General features: G+C 70.5%; 6 protein-coding genes. 2 read left to right on the top strand and 4 right to left on the bottom strand.

Going from position 1 to position 7,947, the window contains the following annotated elements:
* Nucleotides 1-99 (top strand): integrase core domain-containing protein (locus ACHZD8_RS12985; RefSeq protein ID WP_394770847.1); only part of this gene is annotated, 99 nt, incomplete at its 5' end.
* 27 nt (nt 100-126) lie between these two features.
* Here ACHZD8_RS12985 and ACHZD8_RS12980 read toward each other — a convergent pair.
* The 4 genes from ACHZD8_RS12980 to ACHZD8_RS12965 all read right to left on the bottom strand — a co-directional run bounded on the left by ACHZD8_RS12980 (nt 127) and on the right by ACHZD8_RS12965 (nt 5,726).
* Nucleotides 127-294: a DUF2510 domain-containing protein gene (locus ACHZD8_RS12980; protein WP_394770846.1), complete on the bottom strand. Its 168-nt coding sequence runs from the start codon at nt 292-294 to the stop codon at nt 127-129.
* Between the two features lie 191 nt (nt 295-485).
* Nucleotides 486-4,355 (bottom strand): SCO7613 C-terminal domain-containing membrane protein, encoded by a 3,870-nt coding sequence (locus tag ACHZD8_RS12975; RefSeq protein ID WP_394770845.1) that lies wholly within the window; start codon nt 4,353-4,355, stop codon nt 486-488.
* A gap of 96 nt (nt 4,356-4,451) precedes the next feature.
* On the bottom strand, nt 4,452-5,150 hold the full coding sequence (locus ACHZD8_RS12970; RefSeq protein WP_394770844.1) for a hypothetical protein: 699 nt from the start codon (nt 5,148-5,150) through the stop codon (nt 4,452-4,454).
* Nucleotides 5,151-5,201: 51 nt separating this feature from the next.
* Complete coding sequence (locus ACHZD8_RS12965; protein ID WP_394770843.1) at nt 5,202-5,726, bottom strand: MarR family winged helix-turn-helix transcriptional regulator; 525 nt, start codon at nt 5,724-5,726, stop codon at nt 5,202-5,204.
* Between the two features lie 63 nt (nt 5,727-5,789).
* On the opposite strand from ACHZD8_RS12965, the gene ACHZD8_RS12960 reads away from it, so the two are divergent.
* On the top strand, nt 5,790-7,892 hold the full coding sequence (locus ACHZD8_RS12960; protein ID WP_394770842.1) for an MMPL family transporter: 2,103 nt from the start codon (nt 5,790-5,792) through the stop codon (nt 7,890-7,892).
* Nucleotides 7,893-7,947 lie beyond the last annotated feature (55 nt).

Here is a 7,947-nt window from a genome sequence, read left to right as displayed (position 1 = left end):
GCATGGCTCCATGACTACAATCACCACAGACCCCACACCGCCATCGGAGGCAAACCACCCATCAGCCGGTTAACTAACCTCCCTGGGCAGTACAGCTAGTCGAGGGCGGCGCGGCCCGCCCGTCGATCAGCGAGCGACGGTCGTCGTGCGGTCCATGCTCTCGGCGATCTGCAGTTCCGGGCGCGGTTCCTCGACCTTGTTGGTCCAGGTCGTGCCGTTCCACCAGCGAAGCTGGGGAAGGCCCAGCGGATCGCGGTACCAACCTGCGGGCACGGACGTGTCGTTGAGTGACATGGTGAAAGCTCCTGGGGGTGGAGCCCTCTTCGGGGGAGGGCCAGCGGGTGAAGGCACAGCGGGTACTGCGACAGCGGGTACCGGCGCAGCGGGTAAGGGCAGAACAGGGTAATGAGGTGGTGGCCTCTCGGGTGAGGTTGTTTCGACAGTAGTCCCCCTTTTAGAGGACAGACAGCCCCCTTCTGGGGGTGCTACCGCAGGGATCGGATGCGCGTCGCCAGGGTCGCGAGACTCCGCATACTCCTCTCGAAGCGGGCGCTGATGACCACGATGATCACGCCGCCCACGGCGAGCCACAGCCACCACTCCACCGACTCGTAGACGAGCCGGATCTGCGGGGCGAAGGTGGCTATCGCATGCACGATCGCCACCACGGCCCCGATCAGGAACGGCGCCTGCAGCCGCCAGCGGACTCCGCCGATCACGACGGCCACACTCGCCACGCCGAGTCCGACGAGCCTCCAGAGCGGGGCATCCACTGCCGTGGCGAGAAGCGACGGAACAAGCAGCACCGAGACCCCCGGGGCGAGCCAGGCCCAGCTCCGGGCCGCGGGGGAGCCGGCGAGAACCGTGGCCCCGGTGGCGAGGAGGGCGAGGGCCACCGGAACCGAGGCGAGCTCGATCGAGTCCAGCGCGCCGGACGCCACGCCACCGATGCCGGCGACCGCCGCGTAGGCGATGGCGAGCCAGCCCACCGCTCGGCTGAACGGGGAGCGGTTGACGAGGAAGGCGATCACATGCAGCGCGGCGAAGAGCAGCACGAGGCTCAGTGCTCGCAGCGGCCCCAGGAGGTCGGCGGACAGCACCGAGAGCTCGATGAGCAGGGTGGAGGTCATGGCGATGATTCCGAGAGCCTGGCTGGCGACCGAGCGAATCTCGTCGTGGGAGTCGCCGCGCACCCTCGCCTGCCCGAATGCCGCCGCGACGAGCAGGAGCATTCCGCCGATCAGCCAGCCGTCGAGCACCGCCGAGGCACTGCCCGGCTCGAGGGCGATGGCAATCGAGCGTCCGGTCGTCACGACGATCACGCCGATCGCGCCGGCGACCGCGGCGGCATCGAGGTACGGGCGAACGGTGGTCACGCCGAGAACCACGCTCCCGACCAGGAGGAGCGCGGCCGAGACGGCGCCCAGCACCAGCGCGCGAACCGCACCGCCGGTCGCCGCGTCAAGTCCCAGTGGGAGGATGGCGACGAGCAGGCCACCGAGCGCGATGAGCGGCGCGGACCGGCTCGGGGTGTCGTGCGGCTCGCGAGGTTCGGCCTGCCAGACGAGGAGCGCGATGAGGAGGAGCGCGCCGGCAACGGGCAACACGTAGGGTTCGAGGCCGAGCACCCTGTCGTCGGCGAGGTGCCACCACAGTCCGGCGGTGGCCAGCGCCAGCGCCACCCAGCCCACCTGACGTCGCGGAGACCTCGACGCGAAGAGTCCGTCACGTCCGGTCGCGAGCAGGAGCGCGGCGACCGCGGCGAGCACGAGCACGAGCCAGCCGGACTCTTCGCGGTCGAGGACGGCCCTCGCGAGGGCCGGCAGTCCGACGAGACCGATTCCCACCTCCCGCGGCCAGCGTGGGCTCGCGGGCCGGAGCATGGCGACGGCGAGGCCACCCGCGCTCGCGAGAACGGCGGACGTGATCGGAACCACCGCGAGGGCGAACTCCGGCAGGTTGAGAACGTGGGCGAAGGAATCGACGACGAGCAGCAGCGCCGGGCCGAGGGCGATCGATGCGACGATCCGCTCGATCCGCAACACCGACAGGGTGGGTAGGGCAACCCAGACCACGAGCGCCGCGAACAGCAGGGAGTTGGCCACCAGCCCGGTCGCCGGCTCGGCCAAGAGGAGTCCTCGGTCGCCGCCGGGCGCGGCGAACGCCACGCGGGCGACCGTGGCGAAACCGCCCGCCGCGACGATCGACATCCAGAACACCGTGCGCCGGTCGACCTCGGAGACGAGTCGTCCGCGAACGAAGGTGGCGAGGCCGAGGAGCACGATCGCGGCGATCTCGACCGCCCGGCTCAGGTTGAGCAGATCGACGGCGGCGGAGGGCGCGCCGTCGAGAGCGAGTTGCCGTGCGAGGGCGGCGGAACCGATGAGGGCGACGCCGACGGCCGTGCCGAGCAGGGCCGCGCGACCGGCCGTCGCGGGCGGCGACGCCGTGCGCGGGATGCCGCGGGCCGCGAGCAGGAGCAGGATGACCGCGATCGAGGCGGCGAGCCAGGTGCCCGTGCTCGCCCAGCCCACGAGGTAGGCGAGCGCGGTGGAGGCCGCGAGCGCGCCGACCAGCGGGACTCGACCCACGCGGGCGACGAGCGGTCGGCCGGGCGCCAGGACGAGCAGCGCGAGGGACACCGCGGCCAGAAGCAGCCAGCCGGCCAGCACGAGCCAGAGCACGGAGAGCAACGGCACGGCGAGCACGGCGATCGTCGCGGCGAAGGACGCGAGCACGGCGGCCCTCCCGCGGAGGGAGCGGCCGAGCGTCCAGAAGCCGGCCGCGATCACTCCGATCGACGCCAGGGCTAGGACGGCGAGTCCGAGGTGGTGGTCGAGCCGGGAGATCACGGCCGTCGGGCCGACGGTCCACGCGCCGAGCAGGGCGCTGGTCACGGGCAGGATCGTGCCGATCGCGGCGGAGTAGACCGGCACGAGCCCAGTGATCGCCGCGATCACCGCTGCCGCGACGGCCGCCGTGCGGGAGTTGAGGGCGAGGGCGAGAGGGCCGCGACGGGAGAGAAGCTCGAACAGCAGCGCAACCGTCACGGCGGCGACGGCCGGCGCGATCACCGCCACTCGTTCGTCGACGCCCCGGATCACCGTGGATGCGACGACGGAGGCGGAGAGCACTCCGCCGAGCACGGCGAAGACCGCTCCGAACGCCTTCGAGCCCGCTCTCCCGGGGGTGGCGAGGTCCAGTGCCACAACGTGCAGCAGGGCGATCACCGAGAGGGCCGCGATGGCCGCCGCGCTCGTCCACGCGTCGGCGCCGGGAAGCGCGAAACTCGCGGCGAACGCGGCGACGAGGGCGAGGGACGCGCTCGACAGCAGGATCACCCGCTCCGGAGTGCCCGCAAACCCGCGCCTCGTCGGCGTGCCGCGCCGTCCCGCCGCGACGTGGGCGAGGCCGGCCACCGCGACCGCACCGAGGGCGAAGACCGTCCTGGTGGCGTCATCCGTGCGCTCGCCCCAACCGGACACGAGCAGTCCCGCTCCGGGTGCGAGCGCCGCGAATCCGACAACGCTGGCGGTGCGAAGGCCGGACAGCCGGTTCCAGCCGACGAACAGCACGGCGGTCGAGACCAGGGCCACTCCCCAGTAGAGCTCGCCGTTGCTCGCGCCTAGGCCGAAGAAGTCGTTGGCGCGAACGGCGTAGACGTCAAGATAGGCGAGCACGACCGCGAGCACCGCGATGCCCTCGGCCGTGGCCGTGAGCTCCCGGCGGCGGAGCAGGGATGCCACGGCGAAGGCCGCGACGGTGATCGCGCCGATGATGAGCGACCGGCCGAGGATGCCGAAGTTGATGAACGCGTAGACCAAGAAGAAGATCGCCGCCACCGAGAGCAGCGAGATGCCCACGACCAGCAGGATCACCTGCACGCCGGAGCGGCGTGGCGCGGTCGGGGAGGCGGGGGCGTGCCCGACCCGCGGCGCCGGCGGCCCGGAAGGCCCGGAGGGCGTGGTCGGCGACGACACGGGAGGCGCTGACGGCACGGCCCCGAGCGACTCGGGCACGGGCACCGCCTCGTGCGCGGGCGCCGACAGCACGGGGGCGGCCGCGGCGAAGGCGGCCGCTGTCGACCGCCGCGCGGCGAGGGTCTGCGCCGTCTCGAAGCGGATGCGGCCGATCAGGTCGAGGCGGCGGTCCAGGAGGGCGGCAGCGTGTGACGAGGTGGCCGCCAACTCCGTGGCTGCCGGGTTGCCGAGGTCGAGACCGCATGCAGGGCAGACCTCCCCGCGCAGCGCGCTGAAGCACGCCGGGCAGGATGTCGTCGACGTGAGGTCCCCCGGGCCGCGCGGAAAGGCGACCATCCCCGCATACGCCCTGAAGTCTGTCTCTGGTTCGGCCATTGCTCTCGTGCCCCTCTGAACGGTCGTGCGCTCAGATTAGCGGCTTGCCGAGGGAACGCACCCCCCGCATCGCTCACCTTGTGAAGAATTCCTCGCCTATTCCCCGGGTGACGGAGTGGACTCGCCCGGGCCGGGGTGCAGCGGGGTGTAGGTCTTCCAGAGTTCGAAGTAGCGTCTCCCGCCGCGGGCGAGGCTCGCCCCGAAGTACGCGAGTCCGGCCGCCGCTCCGATCGCGATCACGGCGGCGGTCACGGCGCCCAATTCGCTCGCGACCGACGACGCGAGCAGGCCGATCAGCGTCGCGTTGACGGCGATGATGAACACCATGCTGCTGCCGAGAATCTGGGTCGTACCGCGTCGGCGGCCCAGAAAGAAGTAGGTCTGCACGGAGCCGGCGCGATCGTCGTACGGGGAAGCCATCAGGTAGGGGGCGATGCCGGGATCGAGCTCCACGTAGGCCGCCCGCAGCCGGTTCATCGCGAGCACATACATCAGGTCTTCGAGCGAGACGGCGGACACCCGAACCTGGGTGAGAATGCCGACGACGATCACGACGATGAGCAGCACGCTGGCGAACAGCCCGAAGGTACCGGAGAAGCGAGTGGCCTGTCCGACCAGCGCGATGCTCACGAGTCCGGCCGAGACGAGGGTGAGGAAGATGCTGATCCGGGTGAGCACCTCGCTCTGGGTGCTTGCCCGTGAGGCGAGCAGGCTCCAGTGCTCGGTCGCGAGAAGCTGAGCGCGAACGGAGTCCGGCACTCCCTTCGCCTGATCCGATCCGGTCGAATCCTCCATGCGAGAATTCTGCACCCCAGACGCAGACGGGGAAAGGCCCGGCGGGAGGCGTCAGACCGGAGGCTCGAGCGCCCTGCGATAGACGCCCACGACGGACGCGAGGAAGTCGGTGACCGTCGCGCGATCCTCGGCCGAGAGCTCGTTGGTCACCGACGCCACACCGCCGATGAGGGGCATCAGCGCCTCGAACGTGGCGCGAACGGATGCCGGCGTCGGCACGACCACGATCTTGCGTCGGTCGTGGGCGTGCGCCTCCCGGTGCGCGTGTCCGACCGCCACGAGGCGATCGATCACGATGGTGGTGGCGGCGGTGGAGATGGTGAGGTGCCTGGCGAGTTCGCTCGGGGTGAGGGGCCCCTGGCTGATCAGGTGCTCCATGGCGGCGAGGTCGGTGTCGTTCACCGAGAGCGCGCGACCGAGGTGCCGCTCGAAGGCCGTGGAGAGGGAGACAATCTCGCGCAGCTGGGCGCCGATCACGCCGGAATCGGGGAGGGGGACCCCTTCGGTGTTCCAGGATGCCGCGGGCGCGAGCGGAACCGGTTCGAGCTCCGAATCGGACTTGCGTTTTTCTTCCACACGGGACATGCTAATCCGTGAGATAGCTAAAGTATCTAGCAATCAATCAACTTGGAGAAAAAAATGACCGCGATCTGGCGTTTCATCAGCGGCCGCCGCACGGCCTGGGCAGTCCTCGCCGGCACGATCGTCGCCGTCGGACTGCTGTTCGCGCTTCTGCCGACCAACAAGTCCGACGGCTTTCCCTCCACCGGGCTGCCGGACTCGAGCCAGGCGGCCCAGGTCGACGCCGCGCTCGCCGAGTTCCCCTCGGCCGAGCAGACCGCCGCCGTCGTGGTCTGGAGCCGGGATGGCAAGCCACTCACCGCCGCCGACAAGGAGGCCATCACGGCCCGGTCTGCCGCGCTCGGCGAGGAGTCCACCGCGCCGAGGGCCACGGCGCCACGATTCAGTGACGACGGAACCGCCGCCATCTCGGTCGTGCCGCTCGACAAGAGCACTGTCGAAAAGGATGTCGGCAAGGCCGCCGACTCCCTCCGCACGGTCGCGGCCAAGAACCTGCCGTCCGGGCTCAACAGCTACCTCACCGGGGCGGTGGGCTTCCAGTCAGACATCTCGAACGCGTTCGCGGGAGCCGACGTGAAGCTCCTGCTCGTGACGGTCATCGTCGTGGCGGTGCTGCTCATCGTCACCTACCGCAGCCCCATTCTCTGGATCGTTCCGCTCGCCGTCGTCGGCACGGCGGACGGACTCGCCGGTCTCGTCGCCGGCGCCCTCGCCAAGCCCCTCGGGATCACCATCGACGCCTCGGTTTCCGGCATCCTCTCGGTGCTCGTCTTCGGTGCCGGCACCAACTATGCGCTGCTGCTCGTCGCCCGCTATCGCGAGGAGCTCCTGCGCACCCAGGACCGCTCGGTGGCCATGCTCACCGCGGTGCGGAGCGCCGGACCGGCGATCGCGGCAAGCGGCGGCACGGTCGCGCTGAGCCTCATCACCCTGCTGTTCGCCGAGCTCGCCGGCAACCGCGCCCTCGGCTTCGCCTGCGCGGTGGGCGTCGTGGTCGCGATCGCCTTCGCCCTGCTCGTGCTCCCGGCCGCCCTGGTGGTCTGCGGCCGAGGCCTCTTCTGGCCCTTCGTGCCCCGGGTTCACGAGCACGCCGCGTCGCCGCAGCGCGCCGGGTTCTGGACCAGGCTCGGACGCGGTGTCTCGCGTCGCCCGGCCATCATCACCGTGGTGTCCCTGGTCGGTGTCGGCGCCCTCAGCCTCGGGCTGGTCGGATTCTCGGTCGGCCTCTCCCAGACCGAGCAGCTTCTCGGCAACCCGGAGTCCGTCGTCGCTCAGAAGATCGTCGACAAGTCGTTCTCGGCCGGCCTCACCAGCCAGACCGTGGTGCTCGCCCCGGATGCCGCGGCCGTGGACGCCGCCAAACTCGCCTCGGCCACCGACGGGGTCGACTCGGTGCGACCGGGGGAGAGCGCCAACGGACTCACCCGCCTCGACGTCTCCCTCAACGCCGCCCCGGGAAGCGACGCCGCGTTCGCCACGATCACGAACCTGCGCTCCGAGTTCGCGGACGCCACCGGGGCGGTGTCCAAGACGATCGTGGGCGGAACGGATGCGACGGCCCTCGACACCCGCGAGGCCTCCCAGCGCGACCAGGACCTCATCATCCCGATCATCCTCGTGATCGTGTTCGTGATCCTCGCCCTGCTCCTGCGCTCGCTCGTCGCTCCGGTTCTGCTCATCGCGAGCGTGCTCGCGACATTCTTCGCGAGCCTGGGCGCGTCGAACTGGATCTTCCAGCACCTGCTGGGCTTCCCGGCCTTCAACACGAACGTGATTCTGTTCGCGTTCCTCTTCCTGGTGGCCCTCGGCGTGGACTACAACATCTTCCTCACCACCCGCGCGAGGGAGGAGAGGATCCTCCACGGCACCACCGAGGGCATGATCGGGGCGCTCGCCTCCACCGGCGGTGTGATCACCAGTGCCGGCATCCTGCTCGCCGCCGTGTTCGCTGTGCTCGGGGTGCTGCCGGTGGTGGCGCTCACCCAGATCGGCGTGATCGTCTGCATCGGCGTGCTTCTCGACACCCTGGTCGTGCGCACCGTGCTGGTGCCGGCGCTCGTGTTCCTCACCGGGGATCGCTTCTGGTGGCCGTCCCGCGCCGGCCGGAAAGATCGCACGGCGCAGCCGAAGGTGGAGGAGCCGGAGAGCGTTCCGGTCTAGCGTTCCGGTCTAGCATTCCGGTCGGCTCTCGGGGCTACATCCCGGTGAGCTGACC

The organism is Lacisediminihabitans sp. (genome assembly GCF_043726815.1).
GTDB lineage: Bacteria > Actinomycetota > Actinomycetes > Actinomycetales > Microbacteriaceae > Lacisediminihabitans.
The sequence above is the reverse complement of the archived record's forward strand: the minus strand, read 5'-3'. Positions and strand labels throughout refer to the sequence as shown.

Bases quoted from the DNA above. Each gene is read 5' to 3' on its own strand.
- ACHZD8_RS12970 (WP_394770844.1), bottom strand. From the start codon at position 5,150: ATGGAGGATTCGACCGGATCGGATCAGGCGAAGGGAGTGCCGGACTCC.
- ACHZD8_RS12975 (WP_394770845.1), bottom strand. From the start codon at position 4,355: ATGGCCGAACCAGAGACAGACTTCAGGGCGTATGCGGGGATGGTCGCC.
- ACHZD8_RS12980 (WP_394770846.1), bottom strand. From the start codon at position 294: ATGTCACTCAACGACACGTCCGTGCCCGCAGGTTGGTACCGCGATCCG.
- ACHZD8_RS12960 (WP_394770842.1), top strand. From the start codon at position 5,790: ATGACCGCGATCTGGCGTTTCATCAGCGGCCGCCGCACGGCCTGGGCA.